Below are 18,117 nucleotides of genomic sequence, written 5' to 3'. Positions count from 1 at the left end.
TGACCGGTAGCGCTGGGCCATGCCTGGCGTCGCAGAAAGAAGAAGCCCCGCGAACGCGGGGCTTTTTCGTTACTGTGTCGCCAGTGCCGGCGAGGAAGCGAAGCGATGACCAGGATGTCAGCGTGAAAGGCGAGACCGTGGTGCGGGTCACCCTGTGGGTGTTGTGGAGCCTGTGGGGCATCGCCTGCGCGGTTCTGGCGCTCGGCGCGATCGCCAACCATATGGCCTCGCGTACCCAGACCCTGCCGCTGCTGCTCAGCCCCGGCGCGACGGCCGAGGTCACCGTCTACCGCTTCATCGATGACCAACTGCGGCTGCGACTGCGCTATGCCGCAGACGGTACTCAGGCTGACCCTGAAGTTCTGCTGCGCATCGATACTCCCACCGATCATGGAGATTTCCGCGCGGGAGAGCGTTCGGGCGTGGCCGGGCAGGGCATCAACCGCAGGCTGGCATCGGTTGAATCCAGCGGCCTCACGGCGTCCTACTTCGGCTATGGCCCCGGCGATGCATTGCCACGCGGACGCTCATGGCTGCGGGTAACCGTGCTGGAGGTGGACCCGGCGCTGGCGGGCAGGGCGGCCGTGATCGAACTGCAGCCCCCACTGGACCTGTTGAAGCTGACCGACCTGGACTACGTCTGGCTGTGGCCGTTCTTCTTCTGGAAGGTGGCGGCACTGTTCCTGCTGATTCCTGGGGGCGCGTTGGCGGTGTTCACGTTCACCTTGCGGCGCTGGCAGCGCCGGGCGTCGAAGCAGCCGATTTCAGCAGCGGATACGGATTGATCGATTCCCCCTTCCACCACTGCTTCTCCGGCCCCAGTACGTGTACTTCGAAATGCAGGTGCGGGGCCTCCGCGCTGGCATTGCCGGTGCTGCCCACATAACCGATCACCTCGCCGCGCTTGATCACCTGCTTTTCGGCCAGGCCATCGGCATAGCGCTGCAGGTGCGCGTAGTAGTAGCACCAGCGTCCGCTGGGCTCGAACTGGTAGATGGTCAGCCCACCGCGCTTGCTGTCGAACAGCTTCTCCACCGTGCCGTCGGCCACGGCCCGCACCGGCGTACCGGCATCCGCCATGATGTCGATTGCATCGTGCACGCGGCCCTCGCTGCGTGCATCGGTGAAGGTGTCGCGCAGTTGCGAGGGCAGTACCCCCTGCACCGGCAGCAGCAGATCCACGGGTGCATCGCTGGCGCTGGCTGACGTTGGCAAGGATGCGGATGCTGGAGCATTCACGTGCGGCACTGCCGACGCCTTCGCCGGTGCAGCAGCCACCGCTGGTTGCGATGCGGGCGCCACAACGTCCACCGGTTCACCCACATCGCGGCGCAGCCACCAGCCCACTCCCACACCCAGCAGCACGCCCAGCACGATCAGCTGCGAAAGACGCATCGGCTCACTCCTGCATCACCACGGGAACGGAGGTATCCACCGCATCGGCCACACGCAGCGCATCCCAGTTGGTCATGCGCACGCAGCCATGCGATTCGGTCTTGCCGACATGGCCAGGCACCGGCGTTCCGTGCAGGCCATAGTGGGGTTTGGACAGATCGATCCAGACCCGGCCGACGGGATTGTTCGGACCGGGCGGCAGCGTGGCCTTCTTGTCGCCCTTGCGCGCATCCCAGAACAGCTTGGGGTTGTAATGGAATGGCGGGTCGCGATACACGCCGAGAATCTTCCATTCGCCGATCGGCAGCGGATCGTGCTGGCTGCCGGAAGAGACCGGCACCTGCGCGATCACCTTGCCCTGCGCATCCAGCAACTGCAGGGTGGAATCGGACTTGTCGACCACGATCCTGGCCGCCTTCGGCAACGCCCCCGGTGCGATGTTGGGCACCTGGATGCGGTTGCCAGCCTTGGCCAGATCGACGCCGGGGTTGAGTGCCTTCAGCAATGCCGGCGAGGCATGGAAGCGCTCGCCCAGTGATTCCTCGACGCTGCTGTAGCCCAGTGCTTTCAGCTTGGCCTGGGCGGCCGGTCCTTTCGGGACCGGCTGGAACGGGCCTCCCACGTCATCGGCGGTCAATGTGTAACTGGCAAGCGGTGTGGTCGCATCGGCCTGCAGTGCTTTCCAGGTGGCATCGTCCAGCTCACCGGTCACCGTCAGCCCGTGTGCGGCCTGGAAACCGGACACCGCGCGGCGCTGATTGCTGCCGACCTCACCGTCGATCTCGCCCGGGGAGAAATTGGCGCGATCCAGAAGCACCTGGGCGTGCAGCGGCGAGCGCGCCGCGGTATCGGGTCCGGCCTTCTCGGCAATGGGCTCCGGCAGCTGGGCCGGCGGCGGCACCTGCGCGAAGGCGGGAGACACCAGCAAGGACAGGGCGAGCAGGGCAGGGCGGTGTACGGGCATGGAGGTCTCCGGCAGATGGCAGCTCCACCCTGCCCGCAGAGGCTGCGCAGCCCCCGTGAAAGCATCCTGATGCCGGCATGAGCAGGGCAGCCCTGGCGTGGCCCGGGCCCTTGTCGCAGAAGCGTAGTGCGTGGCATCACCAAGGTGAACGGCTGCCGACGCCCGTGCATGTTGCCGGTCAAGAATGCCGGCGGCGCGGCCGATAGGGGCGCATCCCCCCGTTTTGGATGTACCGATGAACTACTTGAGGAATGTCAGGGTTGCCTGGCGTCTTGGGCTGGGCTTTGGCCTGCTGTTGTTGCTGGTTGCCGCCGTGGTGGCCACCGGCGCCACCGCCAGTGTCGTGCAGAAGCGCGCGATGCAGAAGGTGGTCGACATCAGCGTGGCCAAGGTGCGTCTGTTGTCGCAGATGCTCGATACCAACAACCAGATGATGGTGGTGCGCCGCGAGATGCTGATCCGCCAGGGCGAAGATCGCGGACACGACGAGCAGCGCATCGCCGATCTGGTCAAGCGCTACGAGGCCAGCTGGACCGCCTACCAGGCGCTGCCCAGCGACGCCCAGGGCAAGGCCATCGCGGAAACCATCGCGGCCAAGCGTGCCGTCGCGCGCCCGCTCAACAAGCAGACCAGCGAACTGATGGAGCAGGGTGACTACCCGGGCGCCGTGGCGCTGACCCTGGGCCCGGTGCAGGAAGCCGCCAATGGCTGGAACAAGGCGCTGTCCGATGGCGTGGACTTCGAAGAGAAGGAAAGCCGCGATGCAGCCGCCGAGGCGATCAGGCTGGGCGAGCGCAGCCTGCTGCAGCTGCTGGTGCTGGGCGGCGTCGCGCTGCTGGTGGGCATCGGTGCCTCGGTGATGATCGGCCGCAGCCTGACCGGCCCGCTGGCCCGCGCGGTGAACCTGGCCGAGCGCCTGTCCAAGGGCCAACTGGACCAGGAGTTCCGCCTTGGTGGCCGTGACGAACTGACCCAGCTGGGCGAGGCGATGGCCAGCGTGCGGCAGAGCGTGCAGGCGGCGATCGGCGCGCAGCTGCAGATGGCCGAACAGCATGAGGCCGGTGCGATCCGCTATCGCATGGATGCCAGTGCGTTCCCCGGTGATTTCGGCCGCATGGTGCAGGCCACCAACAGCCTGGTCGAATCGCACGTGCAGGTTGAGCTGCTGATGGCCGAGGTGATGCAGCGCTACGCCATCGGTGACCTCAGCCGTGATCTGCCGGACTACCCGGGCGAGAAGGGCACACTGACCCGCACCCTGGCGGCGGTGAAGCAGAGCCTGATGGCGATCAACGCGCAGATCGATGAACTGGCCCGCGCCGCACGCGCCGGTGATTTCAGCATGCGTGGCGATGCCGCAGCGTTCCAGTACCAGTTCAAGGCGATGGTCGAGCACCTCAACGGCATGATGGCCAGTTCGCAGGCCAGCATCGCCGACGTCTCCGACGTGCTGCGTGCAATCTCGCACGGCGACCTGACCGCGCGCATGGAGGGCGAGTACGACGGTGTGTTCGCGCGCATGCGCGACGACGCCAACACAACCACCGCGCAGCTGACCGGCATCGTGCGGGGCATCCAGGTGGCCGCCGACAGCATCAACAACGCAGCGCAGGAACTGGCCGCCGGCAACAACGACCTGTCGCGCCGCACCGAGCAGCAGGCCGCCAACCTGGAAGAGGCCGCAGCATCGATGGAGGAGCTGACCTCCACCGTGCGCCAGAATGCCGAGCTGGCCCGTCAGGCCGACAGCGAAGCGCATGCCGCCGGTGCCGCAGTGCGCGAGACCGAGCAGGCCATGGCACAGATGGCATCGGTGATGGGCGAGATCGATCAGTCATCGGCACGCATCTCGGAGATCTCCACGGTGATCGACGGCATCGCGTTCCAGACCAACATCCTGGCGCTGAATGCTGCGGTGGAAGCCGCCCGTGCGGGCGAGCAGGGCCGTGGGTTTGCCGTGGTTGCCAGCGAAGTGCGCACGCTCGCGCAGCGTGCCGGCGTGGCCGCCAAAGAGATCAAGGAACTGATCGAAGACGCCGCTGCCAAGGTGAAGAGTGGCCTGGCGGTCACCGTTGAATCCGAAGCCGCCATTGCGCGCGTGGCCCAGGCCAGCTCGCGCACCACCCAGCTGATGAGCGACATCGCAGCGGCCAGCAAGGAACAGGCGGCCGGTATCGAGCAGGTCAACCAGGTGGTGGTGCAGATGGACCAGGTGACCCAGCAGAACGCTGCACTGGTGGAAGAAGCGACCGCGGCCAGCCGCGCGCTGGAGGAGCAGGCGCATGCACTGACCACGTCGGTGTCGGTGTTCAAGGTGGAAGGTGAAGTGCAGGACAGGTCTATGCGGTCAAAGTCCGCCGCGTGATGAATGGCTCGCGCGCTGGAGTGGCTCCAGCGCGCGCATTTGGATTGTTCATGCCAATGCTAGGTGCCGAAGAACAGCCGAATCGCATTGATGATGGTGGATGAGTGCGAGCCGATGGCCGTGGTTTTCTCCAGGCGTTCCAGCTTGTTCACGGCTTGATGCTCTGGTGCCGAGTTCACGTGGATACTGCCGACGTACATCACCGACCCCAAGGCGGCATTGTCCATTGACGCAGGTGCTGTACCCGTCGCTTCAGCCTTGGATTCGGGGAAAAATGGTTCGCCGCTGTGACGCAGGAACTGCCGGTCGGGCAGAAGCTCGTTGACCAGCGCATCTGGCGTCAGTTCGAGTAGCCGACGCATTCTGGCAAGTTCGGAATCGATCCGAATGGCAATTGATGCGAATAGAGTGTGCGGGATCTTCTTTTGTCTTACTTCGACTCGCCACGTGTAGATATCCACGGGATTGTCGAATGGGTAGAGTTGCTCCAGCCCCAGCGCACACAATCGTTTCAATGGCGTTGGGCCCAATGCAATCGAGCATGCATGAACCTCCACTGCAAGCTCGTAGAGCCGGGGTGCCCCGAATTCGTCGTCATGGCCCTGCTTTCTGCCAGACGGGTAATGCTTCATCAGCAGATGGAAGTATTCGTTGTGTGCATTCTGGAAAGCATCAAGCAGCGTTTCTGGATTCATGTGGACCAAGAGTACGGGTTGGCAGGTCCGATCCCGTGCAGGTTCAGGATTTCTGAGGGCTCCAGGATCGGCGTCTCCAATGATTTGACCTTCCGGCGGGTGGTGCAAGCCAATCGGCGAGTTCGGGCACAAGGGCCGGAACGGTCATCGTGGGTGTCAACTACGGGCGGGTGACTTCTTGGTGGTCGCCTTCTTCGCCGCCTTGCGCCCACTGCCACTGCGCTTGCCCCCACCATCCTGCTTGTTCACGGTGGCCCAGGCGATGCGTTCGGCGGTGCTTTTACTGGCACCACGCTCGCGCTCGCTGTCCTCGATGTGCTCGGCTTGGCGCTTCTGCTTTTCGGTATAGGCGGACTTGTCACCGCGGGGCATGACCGGTCTCCGGCAGGAACTGGCCTCACGGTGGACCTGGCAGCGTTAAGCGCAAGTCCCGCAAGGGTGATCGCACCGGCAAGGGGCCTCGGCTATGCTTGCCGCATGCGAGTCGAGCCCGCCGACATCGAAGCCCTGTTCGACGCCATCCCGGATGTGCTGTTCTTCATCAAGGATCTCCAGGGGCGTTACACCCACGTCAACCAGACCATGCTGCGGCGGCTGGGCCTGCGCGCGCGCAAGGACGTGATCGGGCGCACCGCGGCCGAAATCTACCCGACCGGCCTCAGCGCGGACTACGTCGACCAGGACGCCCGCGTGCTGTCCGGCGAGGTGATCGAGAACCTGATGGAGCTGCACCTGTTCGCCAACCGCGAACCGGGCTGGTGCCTGACCTGCAAGCGCCCGCTGGTGGTCGATGGGGCCATCGAGGGGCTGATCGGCATTTCCCGTGACCTTGGCCAGAAGGACAGTCTGGGTACCCAGTACGAACAGCTGCGACTGGCACTGGCCCACCTCAACGCGCACTACGCCGAGAACGTGCGCATGCAGACCCTGCTGGACATCACCGGCTTTTCGCTGTCCAAGCTGGAGCGCAGCTTCCGCAAGGTGTTCCAGATGACCCCGCAGCAGGTGCTGACCCGGCTGCGGATCCAGATGGCCATGCACCTGCTGCACGGTGACGAGAGCATCGCCAGCATCGGCCAGGCCTGCGGTTTCAGCGACCAGAGCGCCTTCACCCGCAAGTTCAAGGCTGAAACCGGTTTCTCGCCGCGCGCCTACCGCGCCCGTATCGGCGGCAACGTCGGCGAGCCCGCACTGGCCTGAGTGGCCTGCTGCGCTGTGCCTATCCCCGCGGGCATGGGACAGGGTAAGGTGTCGCCCCTGTAGCCCGCCGCCAGCCCCGCCGATGCCCAACTCGATTCCGACCGCTTCGCCGTCCCGCCTCGGACATTCGCTCAAGCCCCGCCAGCTGATCATGATGGGCCTGGGCAGCGCCATCGGCGCCGGGCTGTTCCTCGGCTCGGGCGTGGGCGTGCAGGCGGCCGGTCCGGCGGTGCTGGTGTCCTACCTGGTGGCCGGCGCGCTGGTGATCATCGTGATGAACGCACTGGGCGAAATGGCGGCGGCCAAACCAACCAGTGGCGCGTTCTCGGTCTATGCCGCCGATGCCATGGGCGCCACCGCCGGTGCCACCGTGGGCTGGCTGTGGTGGGTGCAGCTGGTGATCGTGATCGCTGCCGAGGCGGTGGGGGCGGCCGGTCTGCTGGCCACCGTCTGGCCAGCGGTACCTGTACCGATGGCGGCGCTGGCCTTCATGCTGTTCTTCACCGCGATCAACCTGCTCGGGGTGAAGAACTTCGGCGAGTTCGAATTCTGGTTCGCCATCCTCAAGGTCGCGGCGATCCTGGCCTTCATCGCCATCGGCGTGGCGCTGCTGATGGGCTGGCTGCCGCAGGTGACCTCGCCGGGCCTGAGCAACTTCACCGAACACGGTGGCTTCGCACCGAAGGGCCTGGCCGGCATCGGTGCCGCGCTGCTGGTGGTGGTGTTCGCCTTTGGCGGCACCGAGATCGTGGCCGTCGCTGCTGCCGAGACCGAAGACCCGGAACGCAGCATTGCCCGTGCGATCCGCACGGTGGCCTGGCGCATCCTGGTGTTCTACATCGGCTCGCTGAGCGTGATCATCGCTGTGGTGCCGTGGACCAGCGAGGCGCTGAAGTCGCCGTTCGCCGCCGTGCTGGATATCGCGCGCATTCCGGGCGCTGGTACCGCCATCACCCTGATCGCGGTGATCGCGCTGCTGTCGGCGCTCAATGCCAACCTCTACGGCGCCTCGCGCATGATGTATTCGCTGGCGCAGCGTCGTGAAGCCCCTGCCGTGCTGGGCTGGACCGACCCGCGCCAGGTGCCGGTGATTGCCGTGCTGGCCAGCGTGCTGTTCGGTTTCGCCGCCACCGTGATGGAACTGCTGTTCCCGGACCGGGTGCTGCCGGTGCTGCTCAACATCGTCGGTTCCACCTGCCTGCTGGTGTGGACGCTGTCGCTGGTCTCGCAGCTGGTGCTGCGCCGCCGTGCCGACCGCCTGGGCACCCGCCTGCCGTTCCGCATGGCCGGTTTCCCGTGGCTGACGGTGTGCGCGCTGGCGATCCTGGCGCTGATCTTCGGCCTGCTGCTGAGCGAGTCGCACACCCGCCTGCAGTTCCTGTCGATGGTGGCGCTGACCGCCACCATCGCCGCCGGCAGCGCCATCGCCCGGCGCATGCGCGAGGCGTGATCCCGTAGAGCCGACCCTACGGTCGGCTGCCGTTCGGGCAGATGTCAGCCGAGCATGGGCTCGGCTCTACAGAGGGCATACATTCGGCGTGTAATCCTGCTTGCGTGGGCCGTCACCGGCCCGTCGACCGGGAGTACCGCATGCTGCGCAGCCGTCCCTTCCTGATGTTCACCGGCCAGGCCGAGGCCGCGCTGGCCCTGTACGCCGAAGCCTTTGCCGATTTCCGCCTGCTGGCCCTGCAACGCCATCCTGATGGCGCCGGCGCCGGCGTCGGCGTGCCCGGGCAGGTCCGCCAGGCCATCTTCCTGCTCGGTGGCACCCACTACCTGTGCTTCGATAGCCTGGACGTGCACGATTTCACCTTCTCGCCATCGATCTCGCTGTTCGTGGAGTGCTCCGGTGCCGAGCAGTTCGAGCGCGCCGCGCGCGTGCTGGGCGAGGGCGGCCACTGGCTGATGCCGGTGGGCGATTACGATTTCAGCAACCGCTACGGTTGGGTGCAGGACCGCTTCGGGGTGTCGTGGCAGTTGAGCCTGGGGCAGATGCCGGACCCGTGATCGACTTGTTGTGGGTGTGGGCCTTGGTCCACACGCCCTCATGAAAACGGCCCGCTTGCGCGGGCCGTTCTCATTTCCTATGGGTCGAAGGCTTACGCCTCGACTTCATCGTCCTTGTAGGCATCGACCGGGATGCAGGCGCACATCACGTTCTTGTCGCCGTACACGTTGTCGACGCGGGCCACCGGCGGCCAGTACTTGCTCTGCTTCAGGCTGGCCAGCGGGAAGGCGGCCAGTTCGCGCGGGTAGGCATGGGTCCACTCGCTGGCGGTCACCGCGGTCGCGGTGTGCGGCGCGTTCTTCAGCGGGTTGTCCTCGCGGTCCAGGCGGCCGTCTTCGATCGCGGTGATTTCCTCGCGGATCTGGATCATCGCGTTGATGAAGCGGTCCAGCTCGTGCAGCGACTCGCTCTCGGTCGGTTCGACCATCAGCGTGCCAGCCACCGGGAAGCTCAGGGTCGGGGCATGGAAGCCGAAGTCGATCAGGCGCTTGGCCACGTCCTCGGCGCCGATGCCGCTGGTCTTCTCCAGCGGACGAACGTCCAGGATGCACTCATGCGCCACCAGGCCGTTGCGGCCGGTGTACAGGGTCTTGAAGTGCGGGGCCAGGCGCTTGGCGATGTAGTTGGCGTTGAGCTGCGCGACCTGTGTGGCCTTGCGCAGGCCTTCACGGCCCATCATCGCGATGTACATCCAGCTGATCGGCAGGATCGATGCACTGCCGAAGCTGGCGGCGCTGACCATGCCGACCGGACCGTTGTCACCCAGCTTGCCCGGCAGGAACGGGGCCAGGTGCTCCTTGACCGCGCACGGGCCGACGCCCGGGCCACCACCGCCGTGCGGGATGCAGAAGGTCTTGTGCAGGTTCAGGTGTGAAACGTCCGAACCCCACTTGCCCGGCTTGGCGACGCCGACCAGGGCGTTCATGTTGGCGCCGTCGGTGTACACCTGGCCGCCGTGCTTGTGGATGATCTCGCAGATCTCGACAACTTCTTCCTCGAACACGCCGTGCGTGGACGGGTAGGTCATCATGATCGCGGCCAGGCGGTCGCTGTACTTCTCGGCGTTGAGGCGGATGTCCTCGACGTCAACGTTGCCGTTGGCGTCGGTCTTGGTCACCACGACCTTCATGCCGCACATCTGCGCCGAAGCCGGGTTGGTGCCATGTGCCGAATCCGGGATCAGGCATATGTCGCGGTGGCCCTCGCCGCGCGAGCGGTGGTAGGCGCGGATCGCCAGCAGGCCGGCGTACTCACCCTGCGCGCCGGAATTCGGTTGCAGGCTGACTGCGTCGTAGCCGGTGCATTCGACCAGCATCGCTTCCAGCGTGTCGATCAGTTCCTTGTAGCCCAGCGCCTGGTCGGCCGGCACCAGCGGGTGGATCTGCGAGAACTCCGGCCAGGTCACCGGAATCATCTCGGCGGTGGCGTTGAGCTTCATGGTGCACGAACCCAGCGGGATCATCGTGCGATCCATCGCCAGGTCCTTGTCGGCCAGCGAACGCAGGTAGCGCAGCAGCTCGTGCTCGCTGTGGTGGGTGTTGAACACCGGGTGGGTCAGGAACGCGGACTGGCGCAGCAGGCCGGCCGGCAGCGCGTCGGCGGTGCTGGCGTCCAGCGCTTCCACATCCAGCCCGGCACCGAACACGGCGGCCAAGGCCACGATGTCGGCGCGGGTGGTGGTCTCGTCCAGGCTGATGCCCACCGAGTCGCTGTCGATCGCACGCAGGTTGTAGCCGGCGGCGCGCGCCTTGGCGTGGATCTCATCAGCGTGCACGCCGGTGATGTGCAGGGTGTCGAAGAAGTCGCCACCGACCTGCACGCCGGCATTGCGCAGCGCTGCGGCCAGGATGGAGGCCAGACGGTGGGTGCGGCGGGCGATGCGGGTCAGGCCCTCCGGTCCGTGGTAAACGGCGTACATCGAGGCCATCACCGCCAGCAGCACCTGCGCGGTACAGATGTTGGAAGTCGCCTTCTCGCGGCGGATGTGCTGCTCGCGGGTCTGCAGGGTCAGGCGGTAGGCCGGGTTGCCCTGGGCATCGACCGAAACACCGATCAGGCGGCCTGGCATCGAGCGCTTGTAGGCGTCACGGCAGGCCATGAAGGCGGCGTGCGGGCCACCGAAGCCGAACGGCACGCCGAAACGCTGGCTGTTGCCGACCACGATGTCCGCGCCCCATTCGCCCGGGGCAGCCAGCAGGGTCAGGGCCAGCAGGTCGGTGGCCACGGCCACCAGGCCGCCGCGTGCGTGCACGGCATCGACCAGCGCCTTGTAGTTGCCCACTTGGCCGAAGGTGTCCGGGTACTGCAGCAGCAGGCCGAAGGCTTCCGCGTCCAGTGCTTCAGCCGGGGTGCCGACGCGCAGCACGATGCCCATGGGCTCGGCGCGGGTACGCAGCAGTTCCAGCGTCTGCGGGTGCACGGCGTCGTGCACGAAGAAGGTGTCCGACTTGGACTTGGCCGAGCGCTTGGCCAGGGTCATCGCTTCAGCAGCGGCGGTGGCTTCGTCCAGCAGCGAGGCGTTGGCGATTTCCATGCCGGTCAGGTCGGCGCACAGGGTCTGGAAGTTGATCAGCGCTTCCATGCGGCCCTGCGAGATTTCCGCCTGGTACGGGGTGTAGGCGGTGTACCACGCCGGGTTTTCCAGGATGTTGCGCAGGATCACGTTCGGCGTGTGGGTGCCGTAGTAGCCTTGGCCGATGAAGCTGCGCAGCACGGTGTTCTTGTCGGCGATCGCACGGATCTTCGCCAGTGCCTGCACTTCGGTCATCGACTCCGGCAGCGCCAGCGGCGCCGGCGACTTGATCTTGGCCGGCACGATGGCATCGGTCATCGCATCCAGCGACGCGTGGCCGACGACGTCGAGCATCTGCGCGATCTCGGCGTCATTGGGGCCGATGTGGCGCTCGACGAACGCGTTGTGGTGCTCGAGCTCACGCAGGGAAGGGGTGTTCTGGGACATGGCGAAGGATCCGTCAGGAAAGGGCACACGCACGGGCACAAGCCGCCGGTCGGCGGTCTGCGGGGCGCCCCTCTGTCCTTTTGCCTGAGAGTTTAAAAGCGCGGAAAACCGCAGCTTCGTGCCCCTTCGGCGCCGGATCGAACCGGTCTCTCCAGAGTTGTGTTACGGGTGGTATCGGGCCTGAGCGATTACGGGCGTTGCGCCTTCGGCAGCGGTGTTCCGCTTCTCCCACCGTGTTGCCCGCTGATTATAGCCCGTTGCGGGCGCGGCGGCCGCCTCCGTCCCCTGACCGCCGCGCCTGAATGGCCGATGGCCCGGCCGTGCGTTTTGTGCAGTGCTGCATGGCATCAAGCGCAATCCCCACCTATGATGGGCGGATACCCGAATTCATCTGGCGCCGTCCCCGTTGCTGCGGGACCGGCGCCCGCCGTGCTTGCCCCGCATGGCCCTGCCGGACGTTTCCTCCATGACCGCCGCTGTTGCCCCCTCCACCCGCCGCATGGCCCTGCTGCTTGCCGGCCTGGCCATGTTCGGCCCGTTCTCGATCGACACCATCTTCCCGGCGTTCCCGCAGCTGGCCCAGCGCCTGGCGGTGGACGAGGTGGCGGTGCAGCAGACCATCAGCGTGTACCTGCTGTTCTACGGCCTGATGAGCCTGGCGCACGGCCCGCTGTCCGATGCCTGGGGCCGCAAGCGGGTGATCCTGGGCGGCCTGGTGGTGTTCGTCGGCGCCTCGGTCGGCTGTGCGCTGTCCACCGACCTGAGCACGCTGCTGGCGTTCCGCGCGCTGCAGGGCCTGTCGGCAGGTGTCGGCATGATCGTCGGCCGCGCGGTGATCCGCGACCTGTACCACGGCCACGATGCCCAGCGGCTGATGAGCCAGGTGTCGATGCTGTTCGGCATCGCCCCGGCCATCGCACCGATCATCGGTGGCTGGATCCTGCTCAGTGGCGCAGGTTGGCCGCTGATCTTCTGGTTCCTGGTGGTGTTCGCACTGGTCCTGCTTGCGGCCACCGCGCGCTTCCTGCCGGAAACCCATCCGGTCGAGGCGCGGGTGCCGCTGTCGCCGCGCGTGCTGCTGCGTGACTACGTGCGCATCGGCTTCAACCCGCGCTTCCTGCGCCTGGCGCTGGCCGGCAGCATCGGTTTCGGCGGCATCTTCCTGTACATCTCCTCGGCGCCGGTGTTCGTGATGCAGCACCTGCACCTGGGCGAGGGCGGTTTCGCGTGGTTGTTCATCCCCACCATCGGCGGCATGACCACCGGCTCGTTCCTGTCCGGGCGCATGGCCGGGCACACCACGCCCACACGCCAGGTCGCCATCGGTTTCAGCCTGTGCGCGCTGTCGGCGCTGTTGAATGTCGGCTACGTGGCGCTGTCGCCGCAGTTCGTGCTGCCGTGGGCGGTGCTGCCGATCTTCCTGGGCGGCATGGGCATGTCGCTGATCTTCCCGATCCTGGCCCTGGCGGTGCTGGACATGTACCCGCACCAGCGTGGCCTGGCGTCGTCGCTGCAGGCCTTCGTGCAGCTGATGATCAGCACGGTGGTGGCGGGCGTGGTGTCGCCGCTGCTCAGTGCCAGCCCGCTGCACCTGGCGCTGGGGCAGGCCGCGTTCTTCGCTGCCGGCTTCGTGTTCTGGTACTGGGAACACCAGCGTGAACGCGCGGCGCAGGCAGCCTGCACGGACCATTGAGCAGCGCGCAGGGGTAGGGCGGGCCGCGATGCCCGAAAGGCTTGCGGCGAGGAATGACCGGACTAGGCTGGGGACTCCAGCCAGCCGGTGCGTGGATGCACGACAGCCAGCCGATCCGATGTCGTTGCATGAGGTTCCCATGGCTGCGCAGCAGACCTACCGCCTGTTCGAGGTGGCGCTGAAAGAGCGCCGCGTTCTTTCCCCTTCCCTGGACCGCATGGTGTTCACCGGTGCCGACGTGGCGCGGATGAAGACCGAAGGCCCGGACCAGCGCATCAAGGTGTTCTTCCCCTTGCCCGGCCAGGACGTGCCGCAGGTGCCCAGCGGCGAGGACTGGTATCCGCGCTACCGGGCGCTGCCGGACGATCAGCGCCCGCCCATGCGCACCTACACCATCCGTCAGCTGCGTGCCGAGCAGGGCGAGGTCGACGTTGATTTCGTACTGCATGGCGAGACGGGGCCGGCCTCGCGCTGGGCCATCCACGCGCGGCCGGGCGACCGCGTAGTGCTGCTGGCCCCCGATGCCGACTGTGCCGACAGCAGCGAAGGCTGGGAATGGAAACCGCCGGCGGGTGTCGGCCAGGTGCTGCTGGTGGCGGATGAAACCGCGCTGCCGGCAGTGGCTGGCATCCTCGAGGAACTGGCCGCGCTGGCCGATCCGCCACGCACGCTGGCGCTGCTGGAAGTGGCGCAGGCCGGCGACGCGGTGCCGCTGAAGGCGCCGTCCACGGCCGAGCTGGTCTGGTTGCCGCGTGGTCAGGCGGCCCACGGCCAGCCGCTGCTGCAGGCGGTCCAGGCGCGGCTGGCAGCGGCCTCGGCGGTGTCTGCTGGTGACGAACTGGAGGAGATCGATGTCGACGCGCAGATCCTCTGGGAGCAGGCCGATGCCAGCGTGGCCGGGCCGCTGTATGCCTGGGTGGCAGGCGAGGCGGGGGCGGTGATGGCGATCCGTCGCCACCTGGTCCGCGACTGCGGGCTGGACCGCCGCGCGATCACCTTCATGGGCTACTGGCGGCACGGCAAAGTGCTGGACTGAGGGGTGTGAAGCGGCGTGGTGGGCGGGGTGCGCTATCCTTGCGCCCCCCTTTCGCAGCGGTACCGCACCATGTCCACCAGCTCCAAGACCCGCCGCGACCAGCGCCGTCGCCAGGAAAAGCAGGCCGCCAACAAGGCCGCTGCCCAAGCCTCGCCGGTGGAGCCGCATGCGGAACTGCGCGATGCACAGCGCACCCTGCTGGCCGGTGTCGTGCGCCGCGACGGCGAATGGGTGCTGGGCATGGATGGCCGCATTGCCGGCCATAGCGAGAGCGCTGCGCAGGTGCTGGCGCTGATCATGCAGGCCGGTGAGCTGCACGAACGCAATGGCACGCCAGTACGTCTGATGTACTCCGACGCACTGCGCGATGCCGCACAGGCCGAAGCCAAGGAGAAGGGCCAGACCTTCGAGGAGTTCAAGGCCGAGCTGGCCGCGGCGATGGCGGCGAAGAAGAACAGCTGATCGCACGCATGCTGTAGAGCCGAGCCATGCTCGGCTTGCCATGCAGCACGCTTGAAAAACAGCCGAGCATGGCTCGGCTCTACAACATGGAAAGGGGCGGATCCTTGCGGACCCGCCCTTTTCCTCATTTCGCCGCCGGGGCCGCGTTGGCCTGCCAGCCGCACATCTGGCCTTCGTTCTGCTGCTTCAGCCACTCGTTGACCGGGGTGAAGTACTCGATCATCGGGCCGGCATCGAGCTTGTCGGTACCGGTCAGCTCCTTCAGCGTGGCCTGCCACGGCTGGCTGGCACCCTTGCTCAGCATTGCCCAGTACTTCTGGCCGGCTTCCTTGTTGCCGTAGAAGGTGCACTCATGCAGCGGGCCCTTGTAGCCCGACGCGTCGCACAGGCCCTTGTAGAACTGGAACTGCAGGATGCGCGCCAGGAAGTAGCGGGTGTAGGGGGTGTTGCCGGGCACGTGGTACTTCGCGCCCGGGTCGAAGTACTCCTCGCCACGGGTGCTGGCCGGGGCCACGCCCTGGTACTTGGCCTTCAGGTCCCACCACGCCTTGTTGTAGTTGTCGGCAGTGATGGAACCGTCGAACACGCCCCAGCGCCAACGGTCGATCATCAGGCCGAACGGCAGGAACGACACACCGGACAGCGCCATGCGCATCTGGTTGTTGATGACCGCCTCGCGGCTCTCGGTCGGCGCGTCGACCAGGCCGATCGAGCTGAGGTACTTGGGCGTCATCGCCAGCACGATGGTGTCGCCGATCGCTTCATGGAAGCCATCATTGGCACCGCCCTGGAACAGCGGCGGCAGCGGGTTGTAGGCCAGGTCGTAATAGATGTGGCCCAGCTCGTGGTAGATGGTGGTGAAGTTCTCTTCGTTCGGCTTGATGCACATCTTGGTGCGCACATCGCCTTCCATGTTCATGTCCCAGGCGCTGGCGTGGCAGACCACGTCGCGGTCATCGGGCTTGATGAACTGGGTTTTTTCCCAGTATGACTGCGGCAGCGACGGCATGCCCAGCGACACGTAGAAGTCCTGCGCGCGCTCGGTCATCTGCTTGGCGGTACGCAGTTCGGCCTCGCGCTGCGCCTTGTACTGCGCGGTGACGTTGGCGTCCTTGCCGGCCTTGGCCAGCGCCGCGCTCAGGTTGGTCTGGTACTGCTTTTCCAGCGCCGCGGTGATGTCCAGGCTACCGGCGCCCGGGTACGGTTCCAGCTGGTCCCACAGGTTCGACCAGTCCTGCTGCCACATGTTGCCCAGCAGGTGCGCGGCGATCAGGCCGTTGCCCACTTCGGCCTTGTCCTTGCCGTAGGTCTTGTCCAGCTTGCCGCGTGCGTAGCAGTGCAGCTGCTCGTACATCGGCTTGACCTGCTCCCACAGGCGGTCGGTTTCCGGGCCGATCTGCTCCGGCGGCATGTCGTAGCCGCTGCGCCACATCTGGCCGGCATCGGTGAAGCCCATACCCTTGGCGCCTTCGTTCACCAGGCCGACGAATTTCTGGTAGTCGCCGCGCATGCTCTTGGTGGTGCTGTGCCAGCCCTGCCACGCATCGAGCTGCTTGTCGTAGTCGCGGCTGCGTGCCAGCACCTGCTCCAGCTCGCCAAGCTGGCGGCAGGAGTTCGGATCATTGGCATCGGTGCAGTACTTGCCGGCACCGTAACTGCCTTCCATGCGGGTGGCGATCTGGGTCAGCTCGGCCAGCTTGGCCGGGTCGCGCGGCGCCGGCATCGAGGACATCAGCTTCAGCAGGTGGATGGCGCGCTTGCTGTCTTCGCTCATCGGCTTGCCATCGAACTTGGCGGCCTGCTCGATCCAGCTGTTGAGCTGGGTCAGCGAGCGCTCGTTGGCCTTGGCCGCGATGCGTTCGGAATCGCTGTTGATGTAGGTGGAGGACAGCCACTGCGCCGAGGTCATCTCCGGGTAGGCGGCCTTGAATTCGGCATTGATGCGGGCCACGAACTGGTCGGCGGTTTCGCCGGCCGGAGCGCTGCTGCTGGCGGTATCAGTGCCTGGGGTGGGTTCCTTCTTGCAGGCGGCCAGGGCCAGCGTGGCGGCGGCGATTGCCGAGGCCAGCAGGAGATGACGGTGTTTCACGGGCGGTCCTTGGGTGGTGAACGACGGCCGAAGGCTAGTGGGCAGGCGCTGCCACCGCAAGTGGCGGAAGTCGGCCGGGCGGCGCCCGGCACCCGCAGAGGCCTTCAAGCAACGGCAAAGGCCGAAGCAACAGCAACACTGCCCCACCTCCGACAGATTCCGTGTGCTGTGGGTAGGTGTCGACCTTGGTCGACACATCTGTCAGGTATCGACAAACAAGAATGGTGTCGGATCGGTTTTCCTTCGATAAACGTATCCGACCCCACGGTCGTCCCAACAGGCCGCGGAAAACTGTCGAAGGCGGGTTGGGTCCGCTGACGGGGGCATGAACCGCATGGATGCGTCAACCGAGCCTGCAGGGACGTGCTTGCGGCGTACCCTGCGCAGCCCACCCACCCGGACAGCTCCATGAATTTCGCCTTCCGACCGCCGCGAGGAGCTCAGCCTTTGGCCGGCTTCCAGCACCAGTGCCACGGTTCGTAGACGATGCCGTGCGGGTTGTCGCGCGGATAGCTCAGCTGGAAGCCATGACCGCCCGCGTGCGACCGCAGCCACGCGAATGCGGCGGTCACTTCGAACGATTCCTCGGCCGGCGCATCGCCCGGTGTTCCGATGTCCAGCGCGTAGCCGCTGTGATGTTCACTGAAGCCCGGCGCCGCATTGACCTTCAGGATCTCCGCCACGCTCAGGCCGCGCGCGCGCTTCCGTTCGAAAATGCCCAGTTGGTAGGCGTGGCTGCGGAAGCCGGAGATGGCATCCAGTGCGATGCCATCCTGCGCTGCGTGCAGGCGCATGCGTCGCCAGCCCTGTGCGGCGTCGCGGCGCAGCCAAAGGGGGCGAGCGAAACGATCACGGCCGGCGAAGTGCAGCAGGCAGGGTTCGGGTTCGAGCGGCAGGCCACTGTCGTCGGCGTAACGCTGCGGGTCCAGGCCGAGCTGCTGCAGGCGCTGCTGCAGCCCGGCCAGTGGCAGCCATTGATCTTCCAGTGACGTGGCGAACGGCCGCGCATTGCGTGCATCCAGTAGCGCCAGAGCGTCCTCGACACCGGGCTCGCGCGGGAGGCGCGGTACCAGCGAATGCACGCCACGCGCCAGCACTGCCGCCAGGTAACGGCCATCACGCTTGCGCCGCAGCACCCATTGCGCCTGTGCCAGCAGGCGTGCATCGGCATTGCTGCGTGCGCGCAGCAGATCGGCGGGCCACAGCTCGATGGCTTCGGTATTGATCAGCAGGGGCGGGCGTCGTTGCATC

14 protein-coding genes, 1 pseudogene and 1 riboswitch are annotated in these 18,117 nt (G+C 66.4%); of the genes and pseudogenes, 8 read left to right on the top strand and 7 right to left on the bottom strand.

Annotated features, from left to right (window positions below):
- The first annotated feature begins 122 nt into the window (after positions 1 to 122).
- Positions 123 to 785: a hypothetical protein gene (locus V3B41_RS04195; protein WP_329860184.1), complete on the top strand. Its 663-nt coding sequence runs from the start codon at positions 123 to 125 to the stop codon at positions 783 to 785.
- Here the strand turns inward: V3B41_RS04195 and V3B41_RS04190 are convergent.
- Together V3B41_RS04190 and V3B41_RS04185 are read right to left on the bottom strand one after the other, a co-directional pair.
- The gene (locus tag V3B41_RS04190; protein WP_295550818.1) at positions 721 to 1,395 is read right to left on the bottom strand and encodes a M23 family metallopeptidase; all 675 of its coding nucleotides are present in this window, start codon (positions 1,393 to 1,395) and stop codon (positions 721 to 723) included. The two genes, V3B41_RS04195 and V3B41_RS04190, sit on opposite strands and share 65 nt — an antisense overlap.
- 4 nt (positions 1,396 to 1,399) lie before the next feature.
- Positions 1,400 to 2,359: a L,D-transpeptidase family protein gene (locus V3B41_RS04185; RefSeq protein ID WP_197620205.1), complete on the bottom strand. Its 960-nt coding sequence runs from the start codon at positions 2,357 to 2,359 to the stop codon at positions 1,400 to 1,402.
- Positions 2,360 to 2,594: 235 nt separating this feature from the next.
- Here V3B41_RS04185 and V3B41_RS04180 point away from each other — a divergent pair, with 235 nt between their 5' ends.
- Positions 2,595 to 4,724 (top strand): methyl-accepting chemotaxis protein, encoded by a 2,130-nt coding sequence (locus V3B41_RS04180; RefSeq protein ID WP_197632906.1) that lies wholly within the window; start codon positions 2,595 to 2,597, stop codon positions 4,722 to 4,724.
- A gap of 59 nt (positions 4,725 to 4,783) precedes the next feature.
- On the opposite strand, the gene V3B41_RS04175 is transcribed toward V3B41_RS04180, so the two are convergent.
- Both V3B41_RS04175 and V3B41_RS04170 read right to left on the bottom strand, forming a co-directional pair.
- On the bottom strand, positions 4,784 to 5,419 hold the full coding sequence (locus tag V3B41_RS04175; protein WP_197620203.1) for a hypothetical protein: 636 nt from the start codon (positions 5,417 to 5,419) through the stop codon (positions 4,784 to 4,786).
- A gap of 162 nt (positions 5,420 to 5,581) precedes the next feature.
- Positions 5,582 to 5,791 (bottom strand): annotated as a pseudogene (locus V3B41_RS04170) (hypothetical protein); the annotation flags it as partial.
- 105 nt (positions 5,792 to 5,896) lie between these two features.
- Here V3B41_RS04170 and V3B41_RS04165 point away from each other — a divergent pair.
- The 3 genes from V3B41_RS04165 to V3B41_RS04155 all read left to right on the top strand — a co-directional run bounded on the left by V3B41_RS04165 (position 5,897) and on the right by V3B41_RS04155 (position 8,626).
- On the top strand, positions 5,897 to 6,619 hold the full coding sequence (locus V3B41_RS04165) for an AraC family transcriptional regulator (RefSeq protein ID WP_049429965.1): 723 nt from the start codon (positions 5,897 to 5,899) through the stop codon (positions 6,617 to 6,619).
- Positions 6,620 to 6,701: 82 nt separating this feature from the next.
- On the top strand, positions 6,702 to 8,069 hold the full coding sequence (locus V3B41_RS04160; RefSeq protein ID WP_049429964.1) for an amino acid permease: 1,368 nt from the start codon (positions 6,702 to 6,704) through the stop codon (positions 8,067 to 8,069).
- Between the two features lie 140 nt (positions 8,070 to 8,209).
- Entirely contained in the window at positions 8,210 to 8,626 is a 417-nt protein-coding gene (locus tag V3B41_RS04155) for a VOC family protein (protein ID WP_197620200.1), read from the top strand.
- 92 nt (positions 8,627 to 8,718) lie between these two features.
- Here V3B41_RS04155 and gcvP read toward each other — a convergent pair whose 3' ends face one another.
- The gene (gcvP, locus tag V3B41_RS04150) at positions 8,719 to 11,586 is read right to left on the bottom strand and encodes an aminomethyl-transferring glycine dehydrogenase (RefSeq protein ID WP_329860177.1); all 2,868 of its coding nucleotides are present in this window, start codon (positions 11,584 to 11,586) and stop codon (positions 8,719 to 8,721) included.
- A gap of 62 nt (positions 11,587 to 11,648) precedes the next feature.
- A riboswitch (glycine riboswitch) is annotated at positions 11,649 to 11,751 on the bottom strand.
- 301 nt (positions 11,752 to 12,052) lie between these two features.
- Between gcvP and V3B41_RS04145 the strand changes: the two genes are divergently transcribed.
- The 3 genes from V3B41_RS04145 to V3B41_RS04135 all read left to right on the top strand — a co-directional run bounded on the left by V3B41_RS04145 (position 12,053) and on the right by V3B41_RS04135 (position 14,777).
- Entirely contained in the window at positions 12,053 to 13,279 is a 1,227-nt protein-coding gene (locus V3B41_RS04145) for a multidrug effflux MFS transporter (protein WP_049429961.1), read from the top strand.
- A 139-nt stretch (positions 13,280 to 13,418) separates the two neighbouring features.
- Positions 13,419 to 14,315 carry a siderophore-interacting protein gene (locus V3B41_RS04140; protein WP_295550806.1) on the top strand — a complete coding sequence of 299 codons (897 nt, stop codon included), beginning with the start codon at positions 13,419 to 13,421 and terminating at the stop codon, positions 14,313 to 14,315.
- Between the two features lie 69 nt (positions 14,316 to 14,384).
- Positions 14,385 to 14,777: a hypothetical protein gene (locus V3B41_RS04135; RefSeq protein ID WP_008265644.1), complete on the top strand. Its 393-nt coding sequence runs from the start codon at positions 14,385 to 14,387 to the stop codon at positions 14,775 to 14,777.
- Positions 14,778 to 14,901: 124 nt separating this feature from the next.
- On the opposite strand, the gene V3B41_RS04130 is transcribed toward V3B41_RS04135, so the two are convergent.
- Together V3B41_RS04130 and V3B41_RS04125 are read right to left on the bottom strand one after the other, a co-directional pair.
- Positions 14,902 to 16,866: a M2 family metallopeptidase gene (locus V3B41_RS04130; RefSeq protein WP_197632912.1), complete on the bottom strand. Its 1,965-nt coding sequence runs from the start codon at positions 16,864 to 16,866 to the stop codon at positions 14,902 to 14,904.
- Between the two features lie 440 nt (positions 16,867 to 17,306).
- Positions 17,307 to 18,116, bottom strand: coding sequence for a M15 family metallopeptidase (locus V3B41_RS04125; protein WP_197632914.1), 810 nt, complete (start codon positions 18,114 to 18,116; stop codon positions 17,307 to 17,309).
- Between the last annotated feature and the right edge of the window lies 1 nt (position 18,117).

Origin of the sequence: Stenotrophomonas sp. SMYL89, from assembly GCF_036319985.1 — a bacterium.
Classification (GTDB): domain Bacteria; phylum Pseudomonadota; class Gammaproteobacteria; order Xanthomonadales; family Xanthomonadaceae; genus Stenotrophomonas; species Stenotrophomonas maltophilia_Q.
This window is presented reverse-complemented; position numbering and strand designations above follow the sequence as displayed.